The 15,734-nt window shown below is 49.3% G+C and carries 7 protein-coding genes, 2 pseudogenes and 1 CRISPR repeat array; of the genes and pseudogenes, 7 read left to right on the top strand and 2 right to left on the bottom strand.

Features of this window, described 5'->3' with window-relative positions:
• Positions 1 to 22: 22 nt before the first annotated feature.
• Positions 23 to 205, top strand: a complete 183-nt coding sequence (locus AC3WQH_RS07265) for a hypothetical protein (protein ID WP_238503964.1) — start codon at positions 23 to 25, stop codon at positions 203 to 205.
• Between the two features lie 282 nt (positions 206 to 487).
• On the opposite strand, the gene AC3WQH_RS07260 is transcribed toward AC3WQH_RS07265, so the two are convergent.
• A complete protein-coding gene (locus tag AC3WQH_RS07260) occupies positions 488 to 688 on the bottom strand; it encodes a hypothetical protein (RefSeq protein WP_007779969.1) in 201 nt (66 codons plus the stop codon).
• Positions 689 to 1,056: 368 nt separating this feature from the next.
• On the opposite strand from AC3WQH_RS07260, the gene AC3WQH_RS07255 reads away from it, so the two are divergent.
• The gene (locus tag AC3WQH_RS07255) at positions 1,057 to 2,955 is read left to right on the top strand and encodes a PrkA family serine protein kinase (RefSeq protein WP_007779966.1); all 1,899 of its coding nucleotides are present in this window, start codon (positions 1,057 to 1,059) and stop codon (positions 2,953 to 2,955) included.
• A gap of 96 nt (positions 2,956 to 3,051) precedes the next feature.
• A complete protein-coding gene (yhbH, locus tag AC3WQH_RS07250) occupies positions 3,052 to 4,209 on the top strand; it encodes a sporulation protein YhbH (RefSeq protein WP_197187067.1) in 1,158 nt (385 codons plus the stop codon).
• A 348-nt stretch (positions 4,210 to 4,557) separates the two neighbouring features.
• Here yhbH and AC3WQH_RS07245 read toward each other — a convergent pair whose 3' ends face one another.
• Positions 4,558 to 5,346: an IS4 family transposase gene (locus AC3WQH_RS07245; RefSeq protein WP_005835376.1), complete on the bottom strand. Its 789-nt coding sequence runs from the start codon at positions 5,344 to 5,346 to the stop codon at positions 4,558 to 4,560.
• Positions 5,347 to 5,391: 45 nt separating this feature from the next.
• Here AC3WQH_RS07245 and AC3WQH_RS07240 point away from each other — a divergent pair.
• The 4 genes and pseudogenes from AC3WQH_RS07240 to AC3WQH_RS07225 all read left to right on the top strand — a co-directional run bounded on the left by AC3WQH_RS07240 (position 5,392) and on the right by AC3WQH_RS07225 (position 15,733).
• A pseudogene (locus AC3WQH_RS07240) lies at positions 5,392 to 5,815 on the top strand (NAD(P)H-dependent oxidoreductase).
• Between the two features lie 130 nt (positions 5,816 to 5,945).
• Positions 5,946 to 6,161 (top strand): annotated as a pseudogene (locus AC3WQH_RS07235) (MarR family winged helix-turn-helix transcriptional regulator); the annotation flags it as partial.
• A 552-nt stretch (positions 6,162 to 6,713) separates the two neighbouring features.
• Positions 6,714 to 10,100: direct repeats of the CRISPR family, unit length 36 nt; unit sequence GTTCGAAAGCTTAGTGGAAAGCTTCGGGATTAGCAC.
• Between the two features lie 614 nt (positions 10,101 to 10,714).
• Entirely contained in the window at positions 10,715 to 14,041 is a 3,327-nt protein-coding gene (gene cas12b / locus AC3WQH_RS07230) for a type V CRISPR-associated protein Cas12b (RefSeq protein WP_026557978.1), read from the top strand.
• A 24-nt stretch (positions 14,042 to 14,065) separates the two neighbouring features.
• Positions 14,066 to 15,733, top strand: a complete 1,668-nt coding sequence (locus AC3WQH_RS07225) for a CRISPR-associated endonuclease Cas4/Cas1 (protein ID WP_007781019.1) — start codon at positions 14,066 to 14,068, stop codon at positions 15,731 to 15,733.
• Position 15,734 lies beyond the last annotated feature (1 nt).

The raw sequence follows: 15,734 nt of genomic DNA, 5'->3' as shown, positions 1-15,734 counted from the left end.
TACACAAGAAGGAGGAACCAACGTGAAAAAAATGGTTTCGACTATGGCCATGGCTGCTTTGCTGTTCAGCGGAATTTCTGTCGCGAGTGCAGAGGAAAAAGCGGCGGATACGACCGTTACCCAAGGTAAGGCAGAAAAAGCCGCGAAAGAAGCCGCGAAAGCCCAAAAGCAAGCGGACAAAAAACAGCAGGGACAAGAAGCGTAAACGAACGAAGCTTCAACGAAAAAAGCAGGTTGCCGTGACAGGCAGCCTGCTTTTTTTCCTGGGAGCGCCGTGCTGATGCCAGCAAACTGCCCGTTAGCTTGTCCCTACAGATTCCAGGTTTTGTCCTCGTTGTAGCCTGCTGTCAGGATGAAGAACAGAAAAGCTGCGAAGACCAACGCTACGATAAACGTACCCATGTTGGACAGCTCCTTTCGTAAACAAACTACTCCCATTATAGCGTAGCCTGCCCACTTTGCAAACGGATTAAAGCTTGTGCGTTCCTTATGTTAAGGACAGTTTTCGGTGATCGTTCCAAAGCTTCAGGAAAGCGCCCAAGGTGATCGGAACACTAAGAATTTCACCTGTATCCAGCTCCATGCCGCGCACCCACTGGTAAACAAAGACAGCGAGGACGATCAATGCGGCGATTCCGGTCAAGTACAGACCTTTCTTGATTTGCATGCGATCTTTTTGCGTATTCATGATTCGGACCTCCCATGTTTGCAGATCAATCAACTGCGCATGAATGATGGCTGATGGATGAGTTAATTGTACGCGACGGATCGGCTTACAAACCATTGCTTTAGCTTACAAAGCAATCAACAAAACCTTACATTTCCGTAATATTCCCTGCCGCGAAAAGAAAATTTGCCACTCGTGCATGATTTTTGTGGCAAGATTGCTGAAACTTGTGCTCATGTCTCGCATACACATATGTAAAGGCTTGAAGAGCCTGTTGGCAACCGAAGAAAACGAGTTCCACGCGAATGCGTGACTGCAGGCAGACATATACATGAGAGTACATTGTCGTTAGGGAAGAGAGAGGGGCTTATGAGGGAGGAGTGTCGAACATGGACATTTTAAAACGAATCGCTGAGCACCGGGCCCGAGAAGAAAACCTGATGTGGAGAGGGACTTTCGCCGAGTACTTGCAGCTTGTTCGCAAAAATCCGCAAATTGCCCAGACGGCTCATTCACGCGTCTACAACATGATTAAAAGTGCTGGTGTCGAGGAAAGCGAGGATGGCACACGCTCGTATCAATTTTTCAGCCGGGAAATTTTCGGGCTGGATCGTTCCATTGAACGTCTGGTTGAGGAGTATTTTCACTCGGCAGCACGTCGTCTGGACGTCCGCAAACGCATTTTGCTCTTGATGGGTCCGGTCAGCGGCGGTAAATCCACACTCGTTACCATGCTCAAACGAGGACTGGAGGAGTATTCCCGCACGGACGAAGGCGCCGTCTACGCGCTCGAAGGCTGCCCGATGCAGGAAGAGCCGTTGCATCTGATCCCGCATGAGCTGCGTCCGGAAATTGAGGAAGAGCTGGGCATCAAAATCGAGGGAGAGCTTACTCCTTACAACCGCATGAGATTGGAGACGGAATACGGCGGACGCATCGAAGACTTCCCGGTTTGCCGCATTCTTTTCTCCGAAGCGAACCGTGTCGGGATCGGTACATTCAGCCCCTCTGATCCCAAGTCGCAGGACATTGCCGATTTGACTGGCAGCATCGACTTTTCTACGATTACCAAGTACGGTTCCGAGTCCGATCCCCGCGCCTATCGTTTTGACGGGGAACTGAACAAGGCAAACCGTGGCTTGATGGAGTTCCAGGAAATGCTGAAGTGCGACGAGAAATTCCTTTGGCATCTCTTGTCACTTACCCAGGAAGGAAACTTCAAGGCAGGCCGCTTTGCCTTGATCTCTGCGGATGAGCTGATTGTGGCTCACACGAACGAATCCGAGTACAAAGCCTTCATTGCCAACAAGAAAAACGAAGCGTTGCAATCCCGGATTATCGTCATGCCGATGCCGTATAACCTGCGCGTCAGCGACGAAGAAAAAATTTATGCGAAATTAATCAAACAATCCGATCTCGGACATGTGCACATTGCTCCGCATGCCCTGCGATCAGCTGCCATTTTCTCTATTCTTACTCGTCTGAAGGAATCGAAAAAGCAAGGAGCCGATTTGCTCAAGAAAATGCGTCTGTACGATGGCGAATCGGTGGAAGGGTTCAAGGGTGCCGATCTGGAAGAACTGCGCAACGAGCATGCCGATGAGGGCATGGCCGGGATTGACCCGCGCTACGTCATCAACCGCATCTCCAGCGCGCTGATTCGCCGCGACACCGAGTGCATCAATGCGCTGGACATTCTCCGCGCGCTGAAGGAAGGCTTCGACCAGCATCCGTCGATTACGAAGGAGCAGCGGGAGCGCTACATGAACTTCATCTCCAGCGCCCGCAAGGAATACGACGAGCTGGCGAAAAAAGAAGTGCAAAAAGCGTTTGTCTACAGCTACGAAGAGTCTGCGAAAACGCTCATGGATAACTATCTCGACAACGTCGAAGCGTATTGCAACATGAATAAAATCCGCGACCCCGTCACCGGCGAGGAGATGGATCCAGATGAGCGCCTGATGCGTTCCATCGAGGAGCAGATCGGCATTTCGGAAAACGCCAAGCGGGCATTCCGCGAAGAAATCCTCATCCGCATCTCGGCCTACGCGCGCAAAGGGAAGCGTTTTGACTACAGCACGCACGACCGCCTGCGGGAAGCGATTGAGAAAAAGCTGTTCGCCGACCTCAAGGACGTCGTCAAGATCACGACCTCGAACAAAACGCCGGATGAGCATCAGTTGAAAAAAATCAACGAGGTGACAAAGCGCCTCATCGAAGAGCATAACTATTGCCCGGTTTGCGCCAACGAGCTGCTCCGTTACGTGGGAAGCTTGCTGAACAGGTAAAAAAGCGGTTCGCACAGCCCTGACAAAAACGTACCTACGCTTTATCCCGCACATCATATTCGGCGCAGATTGCGCCAGTTGCTAGGAGGAGACGCCATGGAAGATGCACCATCGTTCATTGTCTCCCGGGAAGACTGGTCGCTGCACCGCAAAGGGTACCAGGACCAAAATCGACACCAGGAAAAAGTGAAAGAAGCGATCAAAAAAAACCTGCCCGATCTCGTCAGCGAAGAAAATATCATCATGTCAAACGGTCGGGAAGTTATCAAGATCCCCATTCGCTCCCTGGATGAATACCGATTGCGTTTTAACTTCCAAAAGGGAAAGCACGGAGGTCAAGGCAAAGGAAACAGCAAGGTAGGAGATGTCATCGCCAAGGACGGCGATCAGGCGCAAGGGCCGGGCAAAGGCCAGGGCGCCGGCGATCAGCCGGGAGTGGATTACTACGAGGCGGAAATCAGCGTCGAGGAATTGCAGGAGATGCTGTTCGCCGAGCTGGAGCTGCCGAACTTGCAGCGCAAGGACGAGGACCAGATTGTCATTGAGGAGACGCGCTTCAACGATGTCCGCAAAAAAGGGCTGATGGGCAACATCGACAAAAAGCGGACCTTGATCGCCGCGATCCGCCGCAACGCCCTTGCCGGCTACAGTGACCTGGAGCTGGGCATCAGGGAAGACGACCTGCGTTTCAAGACGTGGGAGGAAATCATCAAGCCGCATTCCAACGCAGTCATTATTGCCATGATGGATACTTCAGGCAGTATGGGCGTCTTCGAAAAGTACATCGCCCGCAGCTTTTTCTTCTGGATGGTTCGTTTCCTGCGCACGAAGTACGAAAAAGTAGAAATCGTCTTCATCGCGCACCATACAGATGCGAAGGAAGTGACGGAGGACACCTTTTTCTCGAAAGGCGAGAGCGGGGGGACGATTTGTTCCTCCGCCTACAGAAAAGCGCTGGAGATCATCGACAGCCGCTATCCGCCGTCCCAGTACAACATTTACCCGTTCCACTTTTCCGACGGCGACAACCTGACATCCGACAACGAGCGCTGCGTGAAGCTGGTCAAAGAGCTCATGGAGAGATGCAACATGTTCGGTTATGGAGAGGTCAACCAGTATAACAGGCACTCAACACTCATGTCAGCGTATCGCCACATCAAGGAGCCCAAGTTCCTGCATTGCGTGATTCGGGAAAAGGGCGAGGTTTACAAGGCGCTTCGGACGTTTTTTGGGAAGAAGGAAGCAGTGACGTGAGGACGGACGCGTCAGGGAAAAAGGGAAGGAACCAAGGGAGAGCCGATTTCATCCTGGTGAGGGATGGAGTTGGCTTTTCCCTTTTCGAGAACGCACGGAGGAGATAGCGTCTGGAGCACGGAAAGGCGGATTGGACTTACAGTTTGTTAGTTGGCGTCAAAAAGATAGTAATGTAGTTTGTATGTACAAACAATATGTGAACAAAGGAGCATATTCTGTGAAAACCCACTAGCGTTGCATAAAAGATGAATCGGATTATTGACTGATTATTCTGAATGTAATTTTTCAGCTTCGTAATCAAAAAGGGCAGCAACCAACCAAAAGGTAGCCACTATCCATTTGGTAGTTTTATACATTTACTCCAGCGGTGACAACAACAAACAACATCCACTTCCTTTTCTGTCGCCCTCTTGATGTTCGTCTGGATTGGTAATTCATTCGTCCAAACCATTGCTCGAACGTTTGCCAGAGAAAAACTTTCAGCCATCTACTGATTTGCAACAGACTGTGCGGACCGTTTTTTCCCAGTTTGACTAGGAGCAACAAGCAGTAGGCAATGAGAGCGAGAAAGACTTGATTTCTTACAGCATTGTCACTCGTGCCATAGAAGTTCTTGATCTTTACATGCTGTTTCATCCACTTGAAAAACAGTTCTATTTGCCAGCGCCAACGATAGATGTCACTGAGTTCATCTGCTTCCCAGTCGAAGCGATTCGTAATGATTCGAATACGATTTCCTTTCGAATCCAGCGTCTCAATCAGTCGCAACACGTTATCCACCCGTTTTTGTGGCGTTCCAAGCAAGATCATGGAATCCGATAAAACAGAGCTTTCTGGTGGTATTTTGAAAGTATAGAGATGGCGAATTTCCGCGTTATCTTTCAGACGTGAAGCGAAAAAGATGCCTTTGTCCGTGTATTCATCAAACTTTTCGTAATCCACGTATTCTCGATCAAAGACGTACATGGCTCCGATCTCGTCAATCAGCGATTCCATTTGCGTGCGGTCATTAGACTTGGCATACGTAAGGGAAATCTTATCAGGATACACATCCTCCTGATTGGCAAATACGAGACGAAGATGAATCTTGATTCCCGCCTTGGTTTTTCGGAAGGTTGCCCATTGGTACTTCTGCATTACGAGGATATTGAATGATTTGAAAAGATTAATGCAACGCTAGTGGTGAAAACATTAGTCATTGTGGCTCACCCCCATTTAAACGAATCGCGCGTAAATAAAGCGTGGGTAGAAAGAATGAAGCAGGAAGCGGACGCCTGCGCTGTTGAAGCAGTGGCAGGATGTTGTCTTGACGTATGGCTGGGCGTACGGCTCCGAAGGAAACAAGCTGCACAACAAGGAATTTTTGCTGGCGATTTCCGTCGGAGGACCGGAGCAAGCCTACGAGCGGGATGGCTACAACTATTTCACGATCGCCGAGCTGACGACGCCGCTGCAAGCGATGGCGAATTTGACGGGAATGAAGTACCTTGCGCCGTTCAGATTCCACGGTATGATGCAGGCGTCGGAGGAACAGATCAAGCACAGCGCCGAAGAATACGTCAAGCATGCCCTGAATCCTGCTCTGGCCACCGAAGGCGTGCGCTAACCATCCGATTGACTGGGAAATAACAGCTCCAGCTGCTTTCTGGCATGGTCCGTCATGAGGAAAAAGGAAAAGCAGAACGCTCCTTTTCGCCGACGTACGCCACTTTGTTGATGGCTGTGAACGAAAAAGAGAGGTCACGCCAACGGAACTGTCGCAGCTGCTGCATATGACGCCGTCGACGATCACGCGGTTGGTTGACAAGATGGTGCAAAAAGGACAGTTGGAGCGGAAGATAGAAGGAAAGCACGTCTTGATCTGGCAGACGGACAAAGGAAGAGAAGCGCAGGCAGACATCGCAGTCGCGGTGCAAGAATTGCATGGCCGCTATTCGGCAGTCCTTGGGTAAGGCGAGGGCAGAAGCTTGACTGCCATGATTCATCGCGCGAGTGAGCGATTGGATCAAGCGAAAGGATGACTGCCTCGGTTCTTGATGCAGGAAACAGAGTGGAGAGCCGACTTCATTCGCAAGAGAATGAGGTCGGTTTTTTAATATTTATAATAGCGACTTGAAAGGAGTGAGGTCTTGAGTGGTGATTTTCTACAGGGTGGATCAAATCGCGGTTGTGTTGTATTTGGAAAAAAAGTAAGATATAAGTATCGGCCGTATGCTAGAGGCGACAGGCCGTTTTGATATTCCGTGCGTGTGCATTATAGACCCTCTACAAGTCTATTCCCACGGATAATTTCGAATTTCCACTATGCTTTCGAAAAATGAAGACGCGAGCAATCTCCCAGCCCTAAAAACGCCAAGGATGCTCGCAAGCGTTGGGAGAGTAGGCGTCAAACTGAGTTGGAAAGAAAAAAGCTCCTTGAATTTCAAGAAAAATGGTACCTAAAAAAAGACTGCTCGAAAACGGGCTGAGAAAAGCCTGAGAATCAAGGGATTGAGAAGACAGGGGTTCGAAAGCTTAGTGGAAAGCTTCGGGATTAGCACGTCATGATTGGTATGTGCGCGTAGAACGTGGTCGGGTCTGTTCGAAAGCTTAGTGGAAAGCTTCGGGATTAGCACGTTTCTGGGGAGTGTAGTATGACTCTTTTGTACGAGCATGGTTCGAAAGCTTAGTGGAAAGCTTCGGGATTAGCACTTTGAAGCGGTGGCTGACGCTGTGAGCGAGTGGAAGCGTTCGAAAGCTTAGTGGAAAGCTTCGGGATTAGCACCTGTTATTACGGACGATCCCCCGGATCTGCCATTGTTCGAAAGCTTAGTGGAAAGCTTCGGGATTAGCACAAATGTAAAAAATCGCACCATGCAATTAAGCATGGGTTCGAAAGCTTAGTGGAAAGCTTCGGGATTAGCACACGGATACGGAGTGTACGATCCTTGTCCGCAATGCGTTCGAAAGCTTAGTGGAAAGCTTCGGGATTAGCACACGTTTAAACGTAAAGGACGGTGAAATAGATGGCACCGTTCGAAAGCTTAGTGGAAAGCTTCGGGATTAGCACCTGCGTTATCACCGCATTCGCCCGTTAACATAACCGTTCGAAAGCTTAGTGGAAAGCTTCGGGATTAGCACCAAACGTGGATGATACATTCGAGCGCTCCGCGCAACCGTTCGAAAGCTTAGTGGAAAGCTTCGGGATTAGCACCGGCTCAACAGCGCGGAAAGCCGGGTGTAAGGTGTCCGTTCGAAAGCTTAGTGGAAAGCTTCGGGATTAGCACGCATTAACTGAAGCTGTAACGAGAGGTCGCGGTACATGTTCGAAAGCTTAGTGGAAAGCTTCGGGATTAGCACAAGTTAACCCCGCTGACATACGTATAGCCTCCAGGTTCGAAAGCTTAGTGGAAAGCTTCGGGATTAGCACCCACATCAGGCGCTAAGACACTTATTGTCACAGCTACGTTCGAAAGCTTAGTGGAAAGCTTCGGGATTAGCACCTTCCTCCCCTTCACTTGACCGAATCTCAAGTTTAGTTCGAAAGCTTAGTGGAAAGCTTCGGGATTAGCACCTGGTAAATGGCAGCATGGTACCAATTACCGACGCTGGGTTCGAAAGCTTAGTGGAAAGCTTCGGGATTAGCACTCTCGCAGTCATCTTTTCGTTCACCTACCTTTACGCGTTCGAAAGCTTAGTGGAAAGCTTCGGGATTAGCACCCGCAAAGGGCAAATACTCTTGTTCCGCTTGAGACAAGTTCGAAAGCTTAGTGGAAAGCTTCGGGATTAGCACGCGCCGGGTCATGCTATTGATGATCGCCAAGTCACTGTTCGAAAGCTTAGTGGAAAGCTTCGGGATTAGCACTTTTTAAAAAAAATAAAACGAACATAAAGGTAGATCACGAGTTCGAAAGCTTAGTGGAAAGCTTCGGGATTAGCACCCTGAACCGCCGCCGATGACCAACAACTGGGTGTGATGTTCGAAAGCTTAGTGGAAAGCTTCGGGATTAGCACTGCCAAAAAGAAGCGCAAGGTGAAGGAAATGAGCCAGTTCGAAAGCTTAGTGGAAAGCTTCGGGATTAGCACTGGGGTCCCTCCACGGGTGTCAGTCCGTTCAAAAAATGTTCGAAAGCTTAGTGGAAAGCTTCGGGATTAGCACCGGGTTTTCCGACTGCTTGAGCGAGCCCTAATCCAGCGTTCGAAAGCTTAGTGGAAAGCTTCGGGATTAGCACATCTCACGCTCTTTATCTTCGTACCGGAGTCCAAAGTAATGTTCGAAAGCTTAGTGGAAAGCTTCGGGATTAGCACTCTACAGCATGTTTGACGAGGACAAGCATGTTGTAGTTCGAAAGCTTAGTGGAAAGCTTCGGGATTAGCACCAGCATGTGGAGTCAGAGCTATACGCTTACCACGAGACGTTCGAAAGCTTAGTGGAAAGCTTCGGGATTAGCACTACCAAGCAGATGCGGATACCCAACCGGATCGTATTGAGTTCGAAAGCTTAGTGGAAAGCTTCGGGATTAGCACTAAAACAAGGTGGTGACGGCATGCTACAGGAACACCAAGGTTCGAAAGCTTAGTGGAAAGCTTCGGGATTAGCACACAAAAGTCGAAAGATGCGGCTGACTATGTGGTGCCGTTCGAAAGCTTAGTGGAAAGCTTCGGGATTAGCACTGACGGCGAAGGGCATCGACTACCACTATCACCGCTCGGGTTCGAAAGCTTAGTGGAAAGCTTCGGGATTAGCACCGTTCGCCCTTGCCTCAACCAACCAGTTCTTCTGAGTTCGAAAGCTTAGTGGAAAGCTTCGGGATTAGCACGCCTGACGATACCAAACGTGTTTCGATGGTTGTCTCCCGTTCGAAAGCTTAGTGGAAAGCTTCGGGATTAGCACACACATAGACATATTCTTCTTTGCGGACATGACGATGGTTCGAAAGCTTAGTGGAAAGCTTCGGGATTAGCACGTCAGGCCGCAAACCAAAAGTTGTTTTTGAAAGAATGCAGTTCGAAAGCTTAGTGGAAAGCTTCGGGATTAGCACTTAAAATACAAAGTAGGTACAGCATCACGGTACATGTTCGAAAGCTTAGTGGAAAGCTTCGGGATTAGCACCTATTTTTTTTAAAAAAACGCGCTACTTACCGCTCATGTTCGAAAGCTTAGTGGAAAGCTTCGGGATTAGCACTCGTTGATGGCTTTATGCTATTATCCCGGCTGCGGCGCGTTCGAAAGCTTAGTGGAAAGCTTCGGGATTAGCACAGCCGAGACAAAACCCTTGCCCGTCGAGTCTCAATGTTCGAAAGCTTAGTGGAAAGCTTCGGGATTAGCACTTCGGAGTTTAGGGATGTGCCTAACGGTTACCGTAAGTTCGAAAGCTTAGTGGAAAGCTTCGGGATTAGCACTTGAGATACTACCCAGACCAACGCCTGAGGCTACGAAGTTCGAAAGCTTAGTGGAAAGCTTCGGGATTAGCACGACCCAAGCGTTGCCGTAGACCCGAGCGTTGCCGTAGAGTTCGAAAGCTTAGTGGAAAGCTTCGGGATTAGCACACAAAGACCGGCTCGTCCACGAATACGGTCGTGTCGCGTTCGAAAGCTTAGTGGAAAGCTTCGGGATTAGCACTTATGGACGACTTCTTCGGAGGACGCAAACTGAGTAAGGTTCGAAAGCTTAGTGGAAAGCTTCGGGATTAGCACATAAAAGGTTTGCGCAACTACAACCAAGATATTAAGTTCGAAAGCTTAGTGGAAAGCTTCGGGATTAGCACCCTTTCGTGCCCGGGTACAGTGCCTCGATCTTGAGTTCGAAAGCTTAGTGGAAAGCTTCGGGATTAGCACTATGCGGATGGATGCGGGGTTGACCGGAAGCTGTAAGCGTTCGAAAGCTTAGTGGAAAGCTTCGTGGTTAGCACAGCTTGTCCAACTTGATGCTCCTTTTCATCGTTCGAAAACTTGGTGAAATACCTTGAAAATTAACACATCAAAGATGCCCCTGCTTTACGTTAGGGGCATCTTTCTATTAAATAACCTATAGTGAACTTCAAAATCATTGATCTCTTGATAATAATATATACCAAATTCAATAGTCATAGTGAGAGGTTTACAGGTGCTCGATACGTTTTCTTGCAAAAAAGAAGCAGTCAGGCAAAAAATGGATTAAAAGAAAACTGGTTTCATTTGGAAAGGGAGAGCATTGGCTTTTCTCTTTGTAAATAAAGTGCAAGCTTTGTAATAAGCTTCTAGTGGAGAAGTGATTGTTTGAATCACCCAATGCACACGCACTAAAGTTAGACGAACCTATAATTCGTATTAGTAAGTATAGTACATGAAGAAAAATGCAACAAGCATTTACTCTCTTTTAAATAAAGAATTGATAGCTGTTAGTATTGATAGTATATTATACCTTATAGATGTTCGATTTTTTTTGAAATTCAAAAATCATACTTAGTAAAGAAAGGAAATAACGTCATGGACAAGCGAAAGCGTAGAAGTTACGAGTTTAGGTGGGAAGCGGGAGGCACCAGTCATGGCAATCCGTAGCATAAAACTAAAACTAAAAACCCACACAGGCCCGGAAGCGCAAAACCTCCGAAAAGGAATATGGCGGACGCATCGGTTGTTAAATGAAGGCGTCGCCTATTACATGAAAATGCTCCTGCTCTTTCGTCAGGAAAGCACTGGTGAACGGCCAAAAGAAGAACTACAGGAAGAACTGATTTGTCACATACGCGAACAGCAACAACGAAATCAGGCAGATAAAAATACGCAAGCGCTTCCGCTAGATAAGGCACTGGAAGCTTTGCGCCAACTATATGAACTGCTTGTCCCCTCCTCGGTCGGACAAAGTGGCGACGCCCAGATCATCAGCCGAAAGTTTCTCAGCCCGCTCGTCGATCCGAACAGCGAAGGCGGCAAAGGTACTTCGAAGGCAGGGGCAAAACCCACTTGGCAGAAGAAAAAAGAAGCGAACGACCCAACCTGGGAACAGGATTACGAAAAATGGAAAAAAAGACGCGAGGAAGACCCAACCGCTTCTGTGATTACTACTTTGGAGGAATACGGCATTAGACCGATCTTTCCCCTGTACACGAACACCGTAACAGATATCGCGTGGTTGCCACTTCAATCCAATCAGTTTGTGCGAACCTGGGACAGAGACATGCTTCAACAAGCGATTGAAAGACTGCTCAGTTGGGAGAGCTGGAACAAACGTGTCCAGGAAGAGTATGCCAAGCTGAAAGAAAAAATGGCTCAACTGAACGAGCAACTCGAAGGCGGTCAGGAATGGATCAGCTTGCTAGAGCAGTACGAAGAAAACCGAGAGCGAGAGCTTAGGGAAAACATGACCGCTGCCAATGACAAGTATCGGATTACCAAGCGGCAAATGAAAGGCTGGAACGAGCTGTACGAGCTATGGTCAACCTTTCCCGCCAGTGCCAGTCACGAGCAATACAAAGAGGCGCTCAAGCGTGTGCAGCAGCGACTGAGAGGGCGGTTTGGGGATGCTCACTTCTTCCAGTATCTGATGGAAGAGAAGAACCGCCTGATCTGGAAGGGGAATCCGCAGCGTATCCATTATTTTGTCGCGCGCAACGAACTGACGAAACGGCTGGAGGAAGCCAAGCAAAGCGCCACGATGACGTTGCCCAATGCCAGGAAGCATCCATTGTGGGTGCGCTTCGATGCACGGGGAGGAAATTTGCAAGACTACTACTTGACGGCTGAAGCGGACAAACCGAGAAGCAGACGTTTTGTAACGTTTAGTCAGTTGATATGGCCAAGCGAATCGGGATGGATGGAAAAGAAAGACGTCGAGGTCGAGCTAGCTTTGTCCAGGCAGTTTTACCAGCAGGTGAAGTTGCTGAAAAATGACAAAGGCAAGCAGAAAATCGAGTTCAAGGATAAAGGTTCGGGCTCGACGTTTAACGGACACTTGGGGGGAGCAAAGCTACAACTGGAGCGGGGCGATTTGGAGAAGGAAGAAAAAAACTTCGAGGACGGGGAAATCGGCAGCGTTTACCTTAACGTTGTCATTGATTTCGAACCTTTGCAAGAAGTGAAAAATGGCCGCGTGCAGGCGCCGTATGGACAAGTACTGCAACTCATTCGTCGCCCCAACGAGTTTCCCAAGGTCACTACCTATAAGTCGGAGCAACTTGTTGAATGGATAAAAGCTTCGCCACAACACTCGGCTGGGGTGGAGTCGCTGGCATCCGGTTTTCGTGTAATGAGCATAGACCTTGGGCTGCGCGCGGCTGCAGCGACTTCTATTTTTTCTGTAGAAGAGAGTAGCGATAAAAATGCGGCTGATTTTTCCTACTGGATTGAAGGAACGCCGCTGGTCGCTGTCCATCAGCGGAGCTATATGCTCAGGTTGCCTGGTGAACAGGTAGAAAAACAGGTGATGGAAAAACGGGACGAGCGGTTCCAGCTACACCAACGTGTGAAGTTTCAAATCAGAGTGCTCGCCCAAATCATGCGTATGGCAAATAAGCAGTATGGAGATCGCTGGGATGAACTCGACAGCCTGAAACAAGCGGTTGAGCAGAAAAAGTCGCCGCTCGATCAAACAGACCGGACATTTTGGGAGGGGATTGTCTGCGACTTAACAAAGGTTTTGCCTCGAAACGAAGCGGACTGGGAACAAGCGGTAGTGCAAATACACCGAAAAGCAGAGGAATACGTCGGAAAAGCCGTTCAGGCATGGCGCAAGCGCTTTGCTGCTGACGAGCGAAAAGGCATCGCAGGTCTGAGCATGTGGAACATAGAAGAATTGGAGGGCTTGCGCAAGCTGTTGATTTCCTGGAGCCGCAGGACGAGGAATCCGCAGGAGGTTAATCGCTTTGAGCGAGGCCATACCAGCCACCAGCGTCTGTTGACCCATATCCAAAACGTCAAAGAGGATCGCCTGAAGCAGTTAAGTCACGCCATTGTCATGACTGCCTTGGGGTATGTTTACGACGAGCGGAAACAAGAGTGGTGCGCCGAATACCCGGCTTGCCAGGTCATTCTGTTTGAAAATCTGAGCCAGTACCGTTCTAACCTGGATCGCTCGACCAAAGAAAACTCCACCTTGATGAAGTGGGCGCATCGCAGCATTCCGAAATACGTCCACATGCAGGCGGAGCCATACGGGATTCAGATTGGCGATGTCCGGGCGGAATATTCCTCTCGTTTTTACGCCAAGACAGGAACGCCAGGCATTCGTTGTAAAAAGGTGAGAGGCCAAGACCTGCAGGGCAGACGGTTTGAGAACTTGCAGAAGAGGTTAGTCAACGAGCAATTTTTGACGGAAGAACAAGTGAAACAGCTAAGGCCCGGCGACATTGTCCCGGATGATAGCGGAGAACTGTTCATGACCTTGACAGACGGAAGCGGAAGCAAGGAGGTCGTGTTTCTCCAGGCCGATATTAACGCGGCGCACAATCTGCAAAAACGTTTTTGGCAGCGATACAATGAACTGTTCAAGGTTAGCTGCCGCGTCATCGTCCGAGACGAGGAAGAGTATCTCGTTCCCAAGACAAAATCGGTGCAGGCAAAGCTGGGCAAAGGGCTTTTTGTGAAAAAATCGGATACAGCCTGGAAAGATGTATATGTGTGGGACAGCCAGGCAAAGCTGAAAGGTAAAACAACCTTTACAGAAGAGTCTGAGTCGCCCGAACAACTGGAAGACTTTCAGGAGATCATCGAGGAAGCAGAAGAGGCGAAAGGAACATACCGTACACTGTTCCGCGATCCTAGCGGAGTCTTTTTTCCCGAATCCGTATGGTATCCCCAAAAAGATTTTTGGGGCGAGGTGAAAAGGAAGCTGTACGGAAAATTGCGGGAACGGTTTTTGACAAAGGCTCGGTAAGGGTGTGCAAGGAGAGTGAATGGCTTGTCCTGGATACCTGTCCGCATGCTAAATGAAATTCAGTATTGTGAGCGACTGTACCATATTATGCATGTGCAGGGGCTGTTTGAGGAAAGCGCAGACACGGTCGAAGGAGCAGCACAACACAAGCGTGCAGAGACACATCTGCGCAAAAGCAAGGCAGCGCCGGAAGAGATGTGGGGGGACGCTCCGTTTAGCTTGCAGCTCGGCGACCCTGTGCTTGGCATTACGGGAAAGCTGGATGCCGTCTGTCTGGAAGAAGGTAAGCAGTGGATTCCGGTAGAAGGAAAGCATTCGGCGTCGCCAGAAGGCGGGCAGATGTTCAATGTAGGCGTGTATTCGCTGGACGGTTCTGCCTGGCCCAACGACCAAATCCAATTGTGTGCGCAAGGCTTGCTGCTTCGCGCGAATGGATATGAATCCGATTATGGCTACTTATACTACCGTGGCAATAAAAAGAAGGTTCGCATTCTTTTTTCGCAGGAACTCATAGCGGCTACTCACGCCTGCATTCAAAAAGCTCATCAGCTTCGGGAAGCCGAAATTCCCCCTCCGTTGCAGGAGTCGAAAAAGTGCTTTCGCTGCTCGTTAAATTACGTATGCATGCCTGACGAGACGAATTACATGTTGGGGTTGAGCGCAAACATCAGAAAGATTGTGCCCAGTCGTCCAGATGGCGGGGTACTGTATGTTACAGAGCAGGGGGCAAAACTGGGCAGAAGCGGAGAAAGCTTGACCATCACCTGCCGGGGCGAAAAGATAGACGAAATCCCGATCAAAGACTTGATTCACGTGAGCTTGATGGGGCATGTGCAATGCTCTACGCAGCTTCTGCACACCTTGATGAACTGTGGCGTCCACGTCAGCTACTTGACTACGCATGGCACATTGACAGGAATAATGACTCCCCCTTTATCGAAAAACATTCGAACAAGAGCCAAGCAGTTTATCAAATTTCAGCACGCGGAGATCGCCCTTGGAATCGCGAGAAGGGTCGTGTATGCGAAAATTTCCAATCAGCGCACGATGCTGCGCCGCAATGGCTCACCAGATAAAGCAGTTTTAAAAGAGTTAAAAGAGCTTAGAGATCGCGCGTGGGAGGCGCCATCACTGGAAATAGTGAGAGGTATCGAGGGACGTGCAGCACAGTTGTACATGCAGTTTTTCCCTACCATGTTAAAGCACCCAGTAGTAGACGGTATGGCGATCATGAACGGTCGCAACCGTCGCCCGCCCAAAGATCCGGTCAATGCGCTGCTCTCCCTCGGCTATACGCTTCTTTCACGGGATGTTTACTCCGCATGTGCCAATGTCGGACTCGATCCACTGTTCGGCTTTTTCCATACGATGGAGCCGGGCAGACCAGCTTTGGCACTTGATCTGATGGAACCGTTCCGCGCCTTGATTGCCGATAGCGTAGCGATACGTACCTTGAATACGGAGGAACTCACCCTCGGGGACTTTTATTGGGGAAAAGACAGTTGTTATTTGAAAAAGGCAGGAAGACAAACGTATTTCGCTGCCTATGAAAGACGGATGAACGAGACGCTGACGCATCCGCAATTTGGGTATAAGCTCAGCTATCGCCGTATGCTGGAGCTGGAAGCAAGGTTTTTGGCCCGGTATCTGGATGGAGAGCTGGTGGAATATACGCCGCTCATGACAAGGTAGG

It is taken from the genome of Brevibacillus sp. FW301-21C12A, from assembly GCF_058788915.1.
This window is presented reverse-complemented; position numbering and strand designations above follow the sequence as displayed.

Bases quoted from the DNA above. Each gene is read 5' to 3' on its own strand.
- AC3WQH_RS07260 (WP_007779969.1), bottom strand. From the start codon at position 688: ATGAATACGCAAAAAGATCGCATGCAAATCAAGAAAGGTCTGTACTTG.
- AC3WQH_RS07255 (WP_007779966.1), top strand. From the start codon at position 1,057: ATGGACATTTTAAAACGAATCGCTGAGCACCGGGCCCGAGAAGAAAAC.
- yhbH (WP_197187067.1), top strand. From the start codon at position 3,052: ATGGAAGATGCACCATCGTTCATTGTCTCCCGGGAAGACTGGTCGCTG.
- AC3WQH_RS07245 (WP_005835376.1), bottom strand. From the start codon at position 5,346: ATGCAGAAGTACCAATGGGCAACCTTCCGAAAAACCAAGGCGGGAATC.
- cas12b (WP_026557978.1), top strand. From the start codon at position 10,715: ATGGCAATCCGTAGCATAAAACTAAAACTAAAAACCCACACAGGCCCG.